Consider the following 15,351-nt stretch of genomic DNA (forward strand, 5'->3'; position numbering starts at 1 on the left):
AATCCGCCCAACGGCGAGCGCTTGCGCGACGAGGATGAGGACGACTGCGACTGACTGCCCGATTTCGTATGCATGATATCCAGCCTTCAAGAAATGATGATTGATTGACGCCGCCCGGCCCGCTTAGCCGAACGTGAATGCAAAAGCCTGCACGCCCGGATCCAGAAACTCGATCGTGAACGTGTGATCCGCGACATCGCCGCTCTGCCGCACGAGTTGATAGAGACGCTGTTCGGTCACGGTGCCGCTGCCGTCGGCGGCCACGTCGCTGCCGTGCGCCGCGCCCGGCGCCGCGCCGTCCACGCTCACGCGAAAGCGCACCGGCTTGCCGTCCGCACCCGGGCCGAGCACGAGGTGCAGATCGCGTGCGTGGAAGCGATAGACGATCCGTCCCGATGCGGCCGCGAGCGTGGCGTGTTCGGCGCCGACCTTCCATGCGCCGGCCAGTCCCCATTCGTTGACATCCGGTGCGCTCGGCGCGGCGTACGTATGCACCTTGTCTTCAGCCGCGCCGCCCGGCGACGCGAAATTCTCCGCGCGCTCATAGCCGATGTACGTCTCCGGCGACTGCATATCCGCGTTGTCGGCGGCGGCCTGCACGCCTTGCGCGCTGTTGCCGGGAATCCCGAGCGCGACCTTCGAAACGTTTCCGTGGCCCGCCTCGGTGAGCAGTTGCTGGATCACCTTTTCCGATTCCGCATAGTCGCCTTCGCCGAAGTGGTGATAGCGGATCTGCCCTTTCGCATCGACGAAATAGTGCGCTGGCCAGTACTGGTTGTTCAGCGAGCGCCAGATCGCGTAGTTGTTGTCGATCGCGACCGGATAGTCGACGCCGAGGTCATGCACCGCTTTCCTGACGTTGTCGACATTGCGTTCGAAGGCGAATTCCGGCGCATGCACGCCGATCACGACCAGCCCCTGATCCTTGTATTTCTGCGCCCACGCCTTGACGTAAGGCAGCGAACGCAGGCAGTTGATGCACGAGTAGGTCCAGAAGTCGATCAGCACGACCTTGCCGCGCAGATCCTGCACCGTCAGCGGCGGCGAATTCAGCCATTGGACCGCGCCGTTCAAGGTCGGCAGCACGCCTTCCACGGGCAAAGCGGTCGCGACGGACGGGGCCACCACGGCGCGCATCATCGCGCCGCCGTTGGCGTCGGTCGAAGCGTTGGAACCGGCGGCGGCGTTGGCCGTCATGGTGGGCGCGTTGCCTTGCGCGTCCGCGTTGGCAACATTGGCGACGTTACTCGCGTTATCGGCCGCGACCGGCTGACCCGGTTTCGCAGCCGGCGAGAACTTGTCCACCAGCTTCTGTTCAAGCCCGCCGGTCGCCACCGTCGACACCCGCGCCAGCACGCCGGTATCGAGGCCGAACGCAATCGCCACCACCCCGCCCAGCATCGCCACGCCGATGCCGCGGCGAATCCATTCGCCGGCGCCGAGCGAGCGCTTCATCGCCGTGAACACCCGGCCGCCGATCAGCAAGGCCACCGCCAGCGACGTCGCCGCGCCGGCCGCATACGCCACCAGCAGCAGCGTGGTACCGACGCTCGCGCCGCGCAAGGCCGCGCCGGTCAGCACCAGACCGAGAATCGGGCCCGCGCACGGCGCCCACAGCAGGCCGGTCGCAATGCCCAGCAGAAACGACGAACCCGCCCGCACCTGCTGGCCGTCGGCCTGCGCGAAGTTCGACAGGCGATTGCCCGCGCTGACCAGCGGGCGCATCAGATGATCGGCGAAGCGCGGAAACAGCAGCGTCAGCCCGAACACGCCGAGCAGCACGATCGCGACCCAGCGGCCATACTGGTTGGCTTGCGTGACCCAGCCACCACCCACCGCGGCGAGCGTCGCGACCAGCGCGAAGGTCAGCGCCATGCCGGCGAGCAAAGGCAGGCCGCTGCGTACGAACGGCTGATCGGCGCGCGCGAACACGAACGGCAGCACCGGCAGAATGCATGGGCTGAGAATCGTCAGGGCGCCGCCGAGATAAGCGAGAACGATGAGTAACATGTCGGTTCCGGGCGTGGGTTGTGGATCGTTCAGGTCAGGCGGTCAGGCTGAAACGATCCGGATTCGAGGAAGACGATGGGAGAAACATGGGCGCATCGTAGTGCGCGAGCGGTGTCAAAGTCCTCACGGAAAGTTAAATTAAATGTGATAACTCGCTGCCCAAAAATTTTGCACAATGGCGCAACCGGCCCGCTTTGCGGCAGCCCTTGCCGTCCCACCTGCCAAGCCACGCCCATCGGCGTTTGACCAGCCTCCACGAGCCCCATGGACCATACGAAACGCATCCTGATCGTCGAAGACGACGTCGACATCGCCAATGTGCTGAGCCTGCATCTGCGCGACGAACGTTACGAAGTCGTGCATAGCGCGGACGGCAGCGAAGGGCTGCGGCTGCTCGAACAGGGCGGCTGGGACGCGCTGATCCTCGATCTGATGCTGCCGGGCGTCGACGGTCTGGAAATTTGCCGGCGGGCCCGCGCGATGACGCGCTACACGCCGATCATCATCACCAGCGCCCGTTCGAGCGAGGTGCACCGGATTCTCGGCCTGGAACTGGGCGCCGACGATTACCTTGCCAAACCGTTCTCGGTGCTCGAACTGGTGGCGCGCGTGAAAGCCTTGCTGCGGCGCGTCGAAGCCATGGCGAAAGATTCGCGCATCGACGCCGGCAGCCTGCAGATTGCCGGCCTGACGATCGATCCGCTGACGCGCGAAGCGCGCGTCGACGGCAGGCCGATCGAATTGACGCCGCGCGAGTTCGACCTGCTGTATTACTTCGCGCAGCATCCCGGCAAGGTGTTCTCACGCATGGATCTGCTCAATGTCGTCTGGGGTTATCAGCACGAAGGTTATGAACACACCGTGAATACCCACATCAACCGGCTGCGCGCGAAAATCGAGGCCGATCCGGCGCAGCCTGAACGGATCATGACGGTGTGGGGCCGCGGCTACAAACTCGCGGCGCCGGGCGAACCGCCCGCGCCCGCCCCTTCGCGAACGGACACGCCGTGAATCTGACGCTCACCCAACGGCTCGCCATCGTCTTCTCCGCGCTGCTGCTCGCGTGCTGCGGGGCGTCGGCCTGGCTGCAGATCCGCTCGAGCGATCTGCATGAGAAGGAGGTCGTGCAGAGCCTGTCGAAGAGTCTCGCCGACCATATCGCGCACCGCGCCACGCTGATGGACGCGAACGGTTTGCGGCCCGACGCCGTGCGGCAATTGTTCGGTCAGTTGATGGCGGTGAACCCGAGCGTCGAGGTGTATCTGCTCGACAACGCCGGCACGATCAAAGGCGACGATGCGCCCGCGGGCCACGTGAAGCGCGAGCGAGTGGATCTGACGCCGATCCGGCAATTCATCGCCGGCGACGCGCTGCCGATCCTCGGCGACGATCCGCGCAGCGTCGACGGTCGAAAGGTGTTCAGCGCCGCACCGCTGCAATTGAGCGGTCAGCAGCCGTCCGGCTATATCTACGTGGTGCTGCTCGGCGAGGAACACGACGCGCTGGCCGCGCGCGTCGCCGCCAGCTCCGTGTTGCGCAATACCTTGTGGTCGATGGCGCTGGTCGCGCTGCTGGGCCTGCTGGCCGGTCTGACGGCGTTCGGTCTGATCACGCGGCCGCTGCGCCGTCTGACCGACGCCATGCGCCGCTTCGACGCGGACGGCGAGCCGGATACGCAGCCAAACGTGCCGCGTTCGTCACCCGCCGGACGGCGCGACGAAATCGCCGTGCTCGAAGCCACGTTCGCGCAGATGGCGGACCGCATCGGCGAACAGTGGCGCGCGCTGACGCGTCAGGATCAGCAGCGGCGCGAACTGATCGCGAATATCTCGCACGACCTGCGCACCCCTCTGACGTCGCTGCACGGCTATCTGGAAACGCTGTCGCTGAAGGCCGACACGCTCGGCGAAACGGAACGCAAGCGCTATCTGGCGATCGCACTCGCGCAAAGCGTGAAGGTGGGACGGCTCGCGCAGTCGCTATTCGAACTGGCGCGGCTCGAACACGGCAACGTGCAACTCACGCTCGAACAGTTTTCGCTGGTCGATCTGGTCCAGGACGTGTTCCAGAAATTCGAGCTGTCGGCCGAGGCGCGGCAGATCCAGTTGCGCGCGGATATTCCCGTGCGTTTGCCGGCCATCTGCGCCGATCTGGGGATGATCGAACGCGTGCTGACCAACCTGCTCGATAACGCGATTCGTCACACGCCCGCGCACGGTCGCGTCGACGTGGTTCTCGAACACAAGGACGGCAAGGTCGCCGTCACGCTGAGCGATACCGGTCCCGGCATTCCCGTCGACCAGCGCGACGCGCTGTTCGAACGGCCCTTCAATGCCGGTGGCGCGCATCAAGGCGGCGGACTCGGTTTGCTGATCGTCAGACGCATGCTGGAGTTGCATCACAGCCGTATCCGTTTGCTCGATCAGCCGCAAACGGGCACGACGTTCTATTTCGAGCTGCCGACAGCGGCCAGCGTACCGACGACGCTCCCAGTCTGACGCGCCGCTACCGTTAGTGCGATCGGCGCACGGCACCCGTGCGGGCTGTACACGTTTTAGAGCAGCAAATCCTGGTAGAACGCGCCGAATAGCCGCGTCGGGCGTACCGGCGTGAGTTTATGTCGCGAACCATTCACCCGTGCCGCCTGCTGTGAGGTGAGCGCGCAGTCAGCTCGAATCACCGCAACCTTCCAGTAACGGACTCGCATGAGCCAGGGAATGTCCCTGGGATTTCGCGCCGTTTGCAACACGCGCTCGCCAATCTGTCTTGATTAGACTGCAGGATGGCGTATTCGCGCGCTATACAGCGCATGGTATCGATAGCCCGAGGTGCTACGCTCAGGAAAGCAGCCTTCGCGGCAGCAAGCCGCCGTTCAGCGGCAGAGTCAGCAGCCATCAGAACATACCGCGAAGCGCGATTGCCTGTGAAGGGCGAAACATCGCTGCGGGAGCGACTGCGATGAAAATCAAAACCTATATTCTAGTAACGCTGGTTGTGTTTAGCAGTGCTGCTTTCGGATGGCAGCCGCTGGTCTATCCCATTCGCAGTCAGAGCCCGTATCAGCGCAGCATCGACACCGCGACCTGCTATGCGGCAGCGAACAAGCAAACCAAAGTCAACATAGCGCACGAATCGCAGATTCCGCCGCGCCATCCCGCCGTTACCAAGACCTCGTCGACCGGTGTGCCTTCGCGGCCGCCGTTGCCGCCCAGCAGTTTCTCGGCCACGCCACCCGGCATCGGCATGCCGGCGGCAGCGAGTGCGGCCGGCGCCAGCGCGCCGGTTGCCACCGCCGCGACCAGCGCGTCAGGGGCCAAGGCCAGCAACGCAACCAACGCAACCAATCCAGCTAGTTCAGCCAACGCGACGGCGGCCACACCCGCTTCGAACGCGACGGCGATGGCCGCCAATCCGTCATCGGCGACGCGTGCGGCCAATGGCGCCTCGGAAACCGCCGCAGCGAGCGCCACGGAGGTCGCCGCGGCCTCGGGCGTGAAGCTGCCGCCGCTGCCGGCGCCCGAGCCGCCGATGACACAGTATTGGGCCGCGTATGGTGCATGCATGCAGGCGCGGGGTTACGTGGTGACACAGTAAGCCTGCTTGCACGCCTCGCTGCGGAGCCTTGTTTTCCTTGATTGTGGCGTTGGCTTTAGACGCCCTTTTGCGAAACGGCAATGCTTAGCGACATTACTTCCGATCAGCAGGACTATCCCCGATGCGGCCACTGCGGTGAGCCGCTAAGCGGCCGTTTTACGCGCTGTCCTTCGTGTCATGCGCATCCGGTCGACACGCTCGACGCGCGTCCGGCACCGCCTCCGTCTTTAAAGATTCCGTTGGACCCGCCCCCCTCGACCATCGACGCGCGACTGCCCGCACGCAGAATCTGGCGGCCTTCGTCGCGCGCACTGGCCAATCCCTACGATGTCGTCGAGGAACCCGTGGTCGCCACCCAACCGCATCAGCGATTACGACAGTCGCTGGTGATGAGCGGCTCGGTGCTGGTGGTGGCTTCCGCGGTGTACCTGGGTTTTATCCACAGTAACGACTCGGGCGTCGGACCGCCGATCGAAGTCTCGGGCAAGGTGAAGACACAACCTGTCGTGCCGCCGATCGCGGCGGTTCCGCCTCCTGCAGGCCCGCTGGCGAATCGATCGACAGCCGTGTCAGCGCAGCGCTCCACGACAGTGGCGGCACAGCATGCGCCGCCGCTGGTGACCGCCCAGCGCCCGTCGTCAGCCGCGAGCACCAGCGCGAGCGCGACGACACAGCGCCCTACGGCGATCGCCGCCCAACGTAGCCCGGCCATCACCAGCCAACGGCCTACGAGCGAGACGATGCAGCGCCCTGCCGTCGTCGCCACCCAACGCACGCCGGCCACGACCACCCCGCGCCCCACGGTCATCGCCTCGCAGCGCGCTGCAGCCGTACGCTTGCCGCCGCTCCCACCAGCGAATCCACCGTTGCCCGCACCGCGCCGCGTCGCGGCCGCCGCACCCGACACCCTGCGCACGGCAAGCAACGCCGGCAGCAACGCGCCGGATAAATCGCGCACGGACGTCTCGCGGCATATCAAGGCCGCACGCTTCGATCTCCAGCAAAACAATCTGTCGGCGACCCGCGCGCGGCTGGCCGCAGCGATCGCCGTGCAGCCGGATAACCGCGACGTCCTCAACATGCGCTCCACGCTCAACACGCGCGAGCAGCAACGCGATGCCTTGCTGAGTCTCGCGCGCAGTTGCGGCACCATCGCGCGCTGGACCTGCGTGCGCCATAGCGCCGGCAGTGCGCTGCAAATCGACTCGAGCAGCAAGGAAGCGCAGCGTCTCGTGATGCTCGCCGCGCGCGAAGCCGAGCCGGCCTTCACCCTGCCGCCGCCATCCGTGCCCGATTCCGTGCCGGACCCACAACTGGACAATCACCATTGATTGAGCCCGGCATCGCAAGACCCTCGCCGCGAAGCCGCGCCATGTAGACCAACACGCGCCAGCGCGCCACGCCCTATCGCGTCGACACCGCCAGCTTCACCTGTTGCGCGATCGCCCGGTAGCGAGCCGCCGTATCCCTGAGCGTCAAACCGGTCAGCGAGCGTTGCGCCCGCGCCTGCCCCAACGCGGCAACCACGGCCTCCACGTAGCACCGCAAATCGTCGGTATCGACCAGTTGCACGTTCGGAAAGCCATTCGCGAACGCGAAGGCCGGAATGCGGTTCGCCACGATCGGCACGCCGGAGGCCAACGCTTCGAGGAACGCCACGCTATGCGCCTCGGTCTGCGACGGCATCACGAACACGTTCGACTCCGTCAGCACCCGGGCCACGTCGGTACGCGGCCCGGCGACCACCACCCGCTCGCCGATGCCGAGCTGGTCGGCCAGCGCGATCACCTCGGCCTGATACTCAGGGTCCTCGATCACGCCGTAAAACACGAGGCGCGCATCGTCGACCTGTTTAAGCACTTCGCTGAACGCGCGCACCGTGAGCAGCTGATTTTTCACCGCGGTGTAGCGGCCAATCTGCACGACTTGCGGCGCGCAATCGCTGCGCGCCACGCTGTCGGTAAACGAAAACCGCGCGAGGTCCACGCCGTTGGGCACCACCGTCATCGACGGATGCGGTCCGATGGCCTGCACGTAATCGGTTACGCCCTGCTGCGACACGCCGATCACCACTCGCGCGCGACCCTTCAGCAGATGTTCGACACGCCGGAACAGCGGCCGCTCGAAGTCGTTGGCCGCCGAATGCATGACGTACACGACCGGCACGCGCAGCGGCAACGCGCGCGCGTAAAACGAGGGAATGGTGGCGTGCGCGAAAATCACATCGGGACGGAACCGCCGCACGGCCCGGAACAACTGCCACAGTTTGATGGGCAAGCCATGCCGATGCCGCGGAAACCAGCACTCCACCCCATGGCTCTGCAGGTCCTCGCGCAACGAAGCGAAGTCGGCATGCGCGGGCAACAGCGACGCTACGCACACCGCCATTCCTTCGGCGGCCTGGTCGAGCGCAAGGTCCTTCGCCAGAACTTCCGCGCCCGATAAGCGTGGCGCCAGCACCAGATGAAAAACACGCATCACGACGTCCTTGCAGTCAGCGTCCTGAACAGCATCCACGCCGCGGCGCAGCCGAGACCGAGCGTCATCGACCAGGCAATGCCGGTCACGCCCCACCAGTGCACCGCAGGCGGTGCGCTCACCAGCAGCACGACGACCTGAATCGCCGACGCATGCACGGTCGCCTTCGCGTCGCCCACCGCGCGCAGATACGCGACAAGCACCGCGATCAGCGCGCCGATCGCCATGTTGATCACGAGGATCCGGAACAGCGGCACCGCCGGCAGCCAGGCCGCGCCGAGAATCAGCGAGAACAACGGCTCGGCGATCATCCTGAGCACCAGGACGAACGCGGTCAGTCCCACCGCGATCGCCAGCAGATAAATCTTGATGACGCGCGACGCCGACTGCGGATTGCGCCGGTGGTGCGCGGCGAAAGTAGGAAACAGGTATTGCGACATGGCGATCGCCGCATCCGCGAGCAGCATCTGCGCGAGCCGCGACGACATCTGATAGCCGCCCAGTTGCGCCGGCCCCAGCAGTTTGCCGACCACCACCTTGTCGAATTGATTGAGCAGCAGATTGATCACGCTGCTGGCCCAGATCCAGCGGCTAAACCCGACATAGTGGCCGATGCCCGACCACACCGCGCGAATCGGCGGACGCGGTGTCATGGTGGCCCACGTGAGCGTGCTCTTCAGGCTTTCGCCGGCCACCAGCCCGATCAGCACCGAAGCCGCCCCCGCGCCGAAATACGCGAGCGCGAGTCCCACCGTGCAATCGACGAACGACGCCGCCACTTCGACACCGGCAATGTGCTGAAAGCGTCGCTCGCGTTGCACCACGTAATACGTCGGCGAAGCCAGCCCGCGCAACAACGGCAGCAAGGCGGCCAGTTGGATCAGCACGAGCGAACCGTTCAGATGGAATTGACTGCTCAACAGAGGCGCGAGCGCGACCAGCAACAGGGAGATGAGTACACCGCGCGCCGTCAGCGTCGTCCATACGGCGCCGAGCTGCGGCCGCGTGGGCGCATGCTCGCCCTGAATAACGGCCTGCGCGAGTCCGGTGTCGGACAGCGCTTCGGCGATCGCGACCGCCAGCAACGCCACGCTTACGCTGCCGATCGCCGCCGGCCCGAGCATGCGGCCGATCGCGAGGAATTTGATCGCCACCAGGCCACGCACGGCGAACTGTTGCAGCAACACCCACGTTGCGGCACTCGCGCCGAAACTGCCCGCTATCGACACTGCCGGAAGCCTGATCGCCCGCAAGCTGTCTCTCCGTCAAAACCTGGCGCGGCCAGACTGGCGCCAGGCAGCGATAAAAATATCGCTGCGAACGCCGCCGGCGCACAATTCATTGGGTTGCACCAGCAAGCTGGCGGGGTTTTTCTCGAACTCCAGTCACGACCTTACCGCGAGAGAATCGGCGACAACCGCCATCAGCTAGGCGTGGTCAGACGAAGCCAACAGACCCTGGTACGTTGGCACACAAAGCGGGTCAAATTAGTCGTGGCCCCTACGCGGGCGATGCTAACGTTGTCCCGCTAGCGCCTGGTAACAGCCGGCGCACAGGTACTTTTTTCTCCTACCACGCACAGGTTACCGACGCGATGGAACAAGACTACGTCCTGATAGTGGAACCCAATCTGACCGGCCATCGGTGGCGCTATGTCGAGTGGACCATGCAGGCCTGCGCGGAGGCCGGTTACCCGTGCATTCTGGTGACCGAATGCGCGAACGAAGATCATCGGCTCGCGCGTCAGATTACCGCCGCCAACCGGCCGGACCAGCAGATCGCATTCGTCGATCCCGAAGAACAGCAGCGCGGCCGTTTGCCGGACCCGAACCCGTACTGGCGTTTTCACCGCTATTTCCGGCGCGTGCATTCGATCCTCAGTCGCATGCAGAATATCCGCCTCGTGGTGGTGCCGTACGTCGACTATTTTTTCTATTCGCTGCCGTTTCTCGGCTCGCCGTTCGGCAAGACGCCCTGGATCGGTATCACGATGCGCGCCACGTTTCATCACCAGAAGGTCGGCATCAAGGCGCCCGATCGTCCGGTCGTCAATGCGATCAAGGCGCAGTTGTTTAAACGCGCGATTCGCACCAGCGGACTGCGTACGCTGCTGACTATCGACCCCACCTTGCCCGAATGGGCCGCGCGCTATTCGTCGAAGAACGGCGCGAAAGTCGCCTATGTCGCCGATCCGTTTCCCGACGAGCACGCGGAAAATCCGGTGCTCGCGCGTGCGCGTCTCGGCCTCGATCCCGACCAGCGCTATCTGCTCGTGTATGGCGCGATCACCGAACGCAAGGGCATCTACGAACTGGTGCACGCACTGACGCGGCTGGAACATGCGCCCACGTTGATCGTTGCCGGCGAGCAGGACGACGTGACCCGCCACTTCATGCGCAATCACGTGCGCAGTCTGACGCCCGCGCCGCTGGTGCTCGACGAATTCATTTCGAACGATGTAGAACGCGATCTGTTTTCCGCCTGCGACGCGGTGTGGCTCGGCTACAAGGGACACTACGGCATGAGCGGCGTGCTGGTGCAGGCGTACCGCTTCGGCAAGCCGGTGATCGCGACCGAAGACGGCCTGATCGGCTGGTTCAGCCGGCGCTGCGAGTTGGGGCCGATTCTGAGCGATCTGAGCTCCGCGTCGATCGGGCGGGCGATCACGGAAACCATGACGTCGTGGCCGCATCCGCGCGAAGCTGAACCGGCCGCGCGCGAAGATCTGCTGTCGCGCCACACGCTCGGGCAATTCAAGCAGACCTTGCTGCAGCAGATGGCTTGAGTTTTAGCCTGATTTCCAGGGCGCGTTGCGTTTTTCACGCCGTCCACTCCGCAACACTTCTCCGTAAAAAAACGAGGCGTCCATCACTACGATGGACGCCTCGCTACATTCAGCCCGTCAACTACCCGTCAACTAAGATAGCTGCCCGCCCGCCGGCACTTCTTCACGCACCGAACTGCTGCGCTTTTCCGGGAACAGCGCATTGCGCATCAGCAGGAACGGGTATTCGATCGCGCGCGTGGTCACGTAGCCGATAAAAATGGCGATCGCGAACTGCGCCGTCAGTGCCAGCACCCAGATCAGGCTCGGTGGGAATCCCATCGCGGTGGTCTTGCGAATCAGGATGTCGCCCGGCGCGAGCGCCAGCGAATGCCACAGGTAAATACCGTACGAGTAGAGGCCGATCCACGCCACCCCACGGTAAATCCACGACTCGCGCAGTGAGCCGGAATATTCGAGCACCAGCACGATCAGCGCGGCGAAACCGAGCGCCTGAATCGTGTAGCCGATGCTTTCGTCGAGCGCGAGATTTTTGGTCGCGAGTACCAGCCACGCACACAGGATGACGACGCCGAGAATCAGCAGCGACTTACGTTTGGCGAGTTGATGATAGACAGCGGGCTTCATCCAGTAGATCGCCGACAGAATCACGCCGACCAGCAGGCTGTCGATCCGGTACTGCGTGTAAGCGAATGCGCCATCCAGATCGCCGCCCGCCACCGCGAAGCAGCGCGCGGTCAGCACCACCGCGCAAATACCCGTCAGCACGCCGACAATCGTCCATGCACCGAGCTTCCAGCGCGCGAACAGCAACAACAGCGCCGGCAACACGAGGTAAAAGTGTTCTTCGACCGCGAGACTCCAGGTCTGGGTGATCGAGGTGCCCAGGTAGTTTTGCAGGTGCGTCAGGTTCTGAACGAGGAAGGTATTCCACGGGTGGCGCCCGGCCAGCACATGGAACGCGATCAGGACATAGTAAGCAGGCCAGATACGGAAAATCCGGCGCACGATGAAGCGCCGCGCGTCGACATGGCCGGTTTCGGCGTATTGGCGGAGCAACAGGCCGCCCACCAGAAAACCGCTCAGCGTGAAGAACAGATTCACCCCCTCGCGGCCGAAATTCTTCAGCGGATATTCGATGACCTGAATCAGGTAATTGCCGGTATGGACCGCGTGAAAGTGAAATCCCATCACCGCGATGATCGCGATGCCGCGGACGAAATCGAGTTCGATCGCCCGTCCCCGTGTCGTAGGCCGCGCCCCGCCGAACAATTTCATATTTTTCCCCTGTCATCTGGTGCAAGCGATCCCGCACTAGGGCATGGCCCTTTTTGCATCTTCCGTGGCTGCGTCCGTGCGTGCGCGCCAACTTCAAGACATTGGCCGACAACCTGAGACGATGTGCACGCCTCTTGCCATCACGAACTTGCATGGAACCCAAGTAAGCGCCAAAGCGCTAACGGGGGTCCATAAAAAGGCACTTGCCGCCGTCGCCAGAACCCAGGCAATCGACGACGAATGCGGTCCAGGTAACTAACGTATTGGGAGATTCCCGCACAATGGCCCGATACGTGACCGTCCGCTGCAGACGGACGGCGAAACGACGGCGACGGGGGAGGGATCAGCAATGCGCCATCAGTATGCAACGCCCTGGATATGGATTTTTCTGCTTCCGCTTGCGTGGGACTACAAGGCCACCGACGCCAACGTCGGGCACCTCGCGCAATTCGTGTTCGTGGTCCCGGCGTTCGCCGCCGGGCTCGCGCTGCTGCTGGTCGCACCGCGTTTTCGCGAACGCTCGAGGCTACGCTCGGTCGTCACCGCCAGCATGTTGCTGTGCGTGTTCGGCAGCGTGGTGGCCCAGTTCGTGCAGGACAACGACGTCGGCAACTACCTGCGCACGTTGCTGCCCTTCGTGCTGTTCCTGCTGGGCTACCTCGTGGCGTGCCGCCCGTGGAGCGAAGCGCGCCTCTCGCAATTCGAACGCGCACTGTTCGTCGCCAATCTGATTAGCGCCGTGTTCACCTTCGTCTACGGCATGGCGACCGGCGGCGATCTGGAGGAAGTGCGCTACCGCATCATCTCCGTGACGTTGCTCGGTTTGCAAGCCGTGCTGCTGCACGAGTTCGTCGTGGCGCGGCGCTTCTCGTTGTTCAACGTGTGCGTGTTCGCCGGGACCGTCATCGTCGAATTGCTGAGCGTGACCCGCAGCCTGCTGCTCGGCACCGTGTTGCTGTTCCTGCTCGCCGTGGCGCTGAGCGCGCCGACCATTCAGCACATCTGGCGCGCGTTCGGCCGCAGCATCGTGGTCGGCGTCGTGCTTGCCGCCATCGCCGGTATCGCGGTCGTCAGTTTCCCGACCGTCGCCGAGCACTGGACCCAGCGGATTTTCGCGTCCGCGGAAACGCAATCGGGTAAGGATCCGACCACCGTCACGCGTCTCGCGGAAATGCGCGACCAGTACGATCAGGTGATGGAGTCGCCGTCCACGATCCTGTTCGGTGAAGGCTACGGCCACTATTACCGCTACTCGCCGGTTTATCTGCCGGATCTCGTCGGACAGATCACCGACGAAGATTTCTACGCGATCCACGAATGGGCCGCCGGCCACAACTTCTGGGTCTACCAGTTCTTCGCGGGCGGACTGCTGTTCGGCATCGGCATGCCGTTGGCGACGCTGGCCGCGCTGGCGATCTGTTTCTACTCGTATCGCTACTGGCGCGCGGTCGTGCCCGACGCGCCGATGCTGCCGGTGCTGGGGCGCGCCATCATGCTGTTCGCCGCGTTGCCGGCCACCTCGATCGGCGGCAATCCGCTCGGGCCGCGCTTTTCGGGGCTCGTATTCGGCATCGCGCTCGGCCTGATGATCGCCACGCACTCGCGCTTGCAGCGCGCGTTGCCGGCGCGTGTAAGGCGCCCGCGCAGACCCCCGCACTGGCGTCCGGGCGTGATGCCCGATCTGCCGGGCCGCATCCAGCCCGGCATGGGCCGTGCGGACCTGCCTGCCGCGCTCGGCGCGTCGCGCGGCGCTAACGGCACCCGTGATTCGCGCGATTCACACGACGCTCGCGATACCCGCGATACTCGCGATACCCGCTCGTCTCCCTCATTCGGCGCGCTCGTGCCCCACCCCTCGCCGACCCCAGGCGCCAACCGACCGACTATCGCCCGATGAAAATCCTCCATCTGCTTGCCAGTGTCGATCCCCGCGCGGGCGGTCCCGTCGAAGGCGTGCGCCGTAGCGGTATCGCGATGCAGGACGCCGGCCACGACATCGAAGTCGCCACCTGCGACGCGCCCGGCGACGCCTACCTCACCACGTTTCCGTTCGTGGTGCACACCTTCGGTCCGACGCAAAGCCGCTATGGTCACAACCCGCGCCTCGCCCCGTGGCTCGCCGCCAACGCGAAACGCTTCGACGCGGTGATCGTGCATGGCCTGTGGCAATACCACGGCTTCGCGGCATGGAAAGCGCTGCGCCACAGCGACGTGCCGTATTACGTGTACGTACACGGCATGCTCGACCCGTGGTTCAAAGAGACCTATCCGTTGAAGCACATGAAGAAGTGGCTGTACTGGCCATGGGCCGAGTACCGCGTGCTGCGCGACGCGCACACCGTCATCTTCACGACGGAAGAAGAACGCACGCGCGCGCGTCAGTCGTTCTGGCTGTATCGCGCGAACGAGCGGATCGTGCCGTTCGGCACGACGGTGCCGCCGCTCGACGCCGCGCCGCTGCGCGAAGCGTTCCTGCAGGCCGTGCCCGGTCTGCGCGGCAAACGCATCGTGCTGTTTCTCGGCCGCGTGCACGCGAAGAAAGGCTGCGATCTGCTGATCGACGCGTTCGCCCGCGTGGCCGGCCGCGATCCGTCGCTGCATCTGGTGATCGCCGGTCCGGATGAAACCGGTTGGGGCGCAACGTTGCGCGCCCAGGCCCAGGCGGCGGGCGTCGCGCATCGGTTGAGTTTGCCCGGCATGTTGCAGGGCGATCTCAAGTGGGGCGCGTTCCATGCGAGCGACGTGTTCGCCCTGCCCTCGCATCAGGAAAACTTCGGCGTGGCGGTAGCCGAAGCGCTCGGTTGCGGACTCCCCGCGCTGATCTCCGACAAGGTCAACGTGTGGCGCGAAATCGAAGCGGACGGCGCGGGTCTGGTGGCGCCCGACACCGTCGACGGCACCGAGAAAAACCTGCTGCGCTGGCTCGATCTCGACGCCGCCGCGCGCGAACAGATGCGCGCGCAAGCGACTCGTACCTTCAACGCGCGCTTCCGGATCGAGACGATGGTGAGCGCGCTGACGGCGCTGCTGGAAACGAAGGGCGCCCCCGTCGATGAACGGGACGACTCGACGCCGCTCGCCACGCTGTGCGAAGCGACGCAGCACAGTCCCTGAATCCGCTTTAAAAAACACGGCTCAAAAAAAGATGGCGCGCAATTCACACTGCGCGCCATCTTCGTTTCCACCCTCGCCAGACCCCACTCAAT

11 protein-coding genes are annotated in these 15,351 nt (G+C 64.6%); 7 read left to right on the forward strand and 4 right to left on the reverse strand.

Features of this window, described 5'->3' with window-relative positions; genetic code table 11:
- Positions 1-123: 123 nt before the first annotated feature.
- Positions 124-2,010, reverse strand: coding sequence for a cytochrome c biogenesis protein DipZ (locus BX591_RS25390; RefSeq protein WP_111934080.1), 1,887 nt, complete (start codon positions 2,008-2,010; stop codon positions 124-126).
- Positions 2,011-2,274: 264 nt separating this feature from the next.
- Here BX591_RS25390 and BX591_RS25395 point away from each other — a divergent pair, with 264 nt between their 5' ends.
- The 4 genes from BX591_RS25395 to BX591_RS25410 all read left to right on the forward strand — a co-directional run bounded on the left by BX591_RS25395 (position 2,275) and on the right by BX591_RS25410 (position 6,935).
- Positions 2,275-3,021 (forward strand): response regulator transcription factor, encoded by a 747-nt coding sequence (locus tag BX591_RS25395; protein WP_111934081.1) that lies wholly within the window; start codon positions 2,275-2,277, stop codon positions 3,019-3,021.
- Complete coding sequence (locus BX591_RS25400; RefSeq protein WP_111934082.1) at positions 3,018-4,508, forward strand: sensor histidine kinase; 1,491 nt, start codon at positions 3,018-3,020, stop codon at positions 4,506-4,508. Before BX591_RS25395 ends, BX591_RS25400 begins: the two co-directional genes overlap by 4 nt.
- Positions 4,509-4,968: 460 nt before the next feature.
- Complete coding sequence (locus tag BX591_RS25405; protein ID WP_111934083.1) at positions 4,969-5,604, forward strand: hypothetical protein; 636 nt, start codon at positions 4,969-4,971, stop codon at positions 5,602-5,604.
- A 239-nt stretch (positions 5,605-5,843) separates the two neighbouring features.
- Positions 5,844-6,935 carry a hypothetical protein gene (locus tag BX591_RS25410; protein WP_244147106.1) on the forward strand — a complete coding sequence of 364 codons (1,092 nt, stop codon included), beginning with the start codon at positions 5,844-5,846 and terminating at the stop codon, positions 6,933-6,935.
- 73 nt (positions 6,936-7,008) lie between these two features.
- Here the strand turns inward: BX591_RS25410 and BX591_RS25415 are convergent, their stop codons facing one another.
- Positions 7,009-8,082: a glycosyltransferase gene (locus BX591_RS25415; protein ID WP_111934085.1), complete on the reverse strand. Its 1,074-nt coding sequence runs from the start codon at positions 8,080-8,082 to the stop codon at positions 7,009-7,011.
- Positions 8,082-9,335 (reverse strand): oligosaccharide flippase family protein, encoded by a 1,254-nt coding sequence (locus BX591_RS25420; protein ID WP_111934086.1) that lies wholly within the window; start codon positions 9,333-9,335, stop codon positions 8,082-8,084. Before BX591_RS25420 ends, BX591_RS25415 begins: the two co-directional genes overlap by 1 nt.
- Before the next feature lie 341 nt (positions 9,336-9,676).
- On the opposite strand from BX591_RS25420, the gene BX591_RS25425 reads away from it, so the two are divergent.
- The gene (locus BX591_RS25425) at positions 9,677-10,867 is read left to right on the forward strand and encodes a glycosyltransferase (protein ID WP_111934087.1); all 1,191 of its coding nucleotides are present in this window, start codon (positions 9,677-9,679) and stop codon (positions 10,865-10,867) included.
- 132 nt (positions 10,868-10,999) lie between these two features.
- On the opposite strand, the gene BX591_RS25430 is transcribed toward BX591_RS25425, so the two are convergent.
- Positions 11,000-12,145 carry an acyltransferase family protein gene (locus BX591_RS25430; protein ID WP_111934088.1) on the reverse strand — a complete coding sequence of 382 codons (1,146 nt, stop codon included), beginning with the start codon at positions 12,143-12,145 and terminating at the stop codon, positions 11,000-11,002.
- A 349-nt stretch (positions 12,146-12,494) separates the two neighbouring features.
- Between BX591_RS25430 and BX591_RS25435 the strand changes: the two genes are divergently transcribed.
- Positions 12,495-14,042: a hypothetical protein gene (locus BX591_RS25435; RefSeq protein WP_111934089.1), complete on the forward strand. Its 1,548-nt coding sequence runs from the start codon at positions 12,495-12,497 to the stop codon at positions 14,040-14,042.
- Entirely contained in the window at positions 14,039-15,259 is a 1,221-nt protein-coding gene (locus tag BX591_RS25440; RefSeq protein WP_111934090.1) for a glycosyltransferase, read from the forward strand. Before BX591_RS25435 ends, BX591_RS25440 begins: the two co-directional genes overlap by 4 nt.
- Positions 15,260-15,351: the final 92 nt, after the last annotated feature.

The organism is Paraburkholderia bryophila (assembly GCF_003269035.1).
Classification (GTDB): Bacteria; Pseudomonadota; Gammaproteobacteria; order Burkholderiales; family Burkholderiaceae; genus Paraburkholderia; species Paraburkholderia bryophila.